Raw genomic sequence first — 533 nt, 5'->3', positions numbered from 1 at the left:
CGCGCTTGTATATGCGAATTATGTTAAGCGCACATTTGTGCAGCATATTGAGATTCTGTTGTACGTTCTTACTCTGAACCCTGCATCTGTCCTCATCAAAATGTACATCCAACAGCCAATGCATCGATTCTACTGACCATTCCTCTCTTGCATGATGCAATAACTCTTGTGCTCGTAACGCTTTACTTGAAATATAATAATGCCATTCTTCCGTTACACCTTTGTTCGTCTCAAATCGTGTATGAAGTGCTCCAATACATTTGAGTTCCGGCCACACTCGACCTCCCGGCTGCCATGAAACATCAGCACTCGTATACGCACGCCGTGTTTCCTTCCGCCCATGACCTCTTTCCGTTCGACTAACCCTGTCCATCTTCGCTCTCAGCTTTGTATCATGAACATACTCTGCGATATCGTTCATAAGTGCTTGCTGATTGCCCTTTGCACTCAATAAATAATCCGCTTTTGCCTCAACTATCGCCTCCGCAGTCTCTATTTGACAGTTCATTGCGTCCGCGACTACCATACAGCCC

1 protein-coding gene is annotated in these 533 nt (G+C 45.6%); it reads right to left on the bottom strand.

The genetic code is table 11. The features are described 5' to 3' along the window. A partial coding sequence (locus tag IZU26_RS13005; RefSeq protein ID WP_433279581.1) for an ISAs1 family transposase occupies positions 1-508 on the bottom strand: 508 nt, incomplete at its 3' end. Positions 509-533: the final 25 nt, after the last annotated feature.

The organism is Treponema sp. SP13 (assembly GCF_050938355.1).
GTDB lineage: Bacteria > Spirochaetota > Spirochaetia > Treponematales > Treponemataceae > Treponema_D > Treponema_D socranskii.
This window is presented reverse-complemented; position numbering and strand designations above follow the sequence as displayed.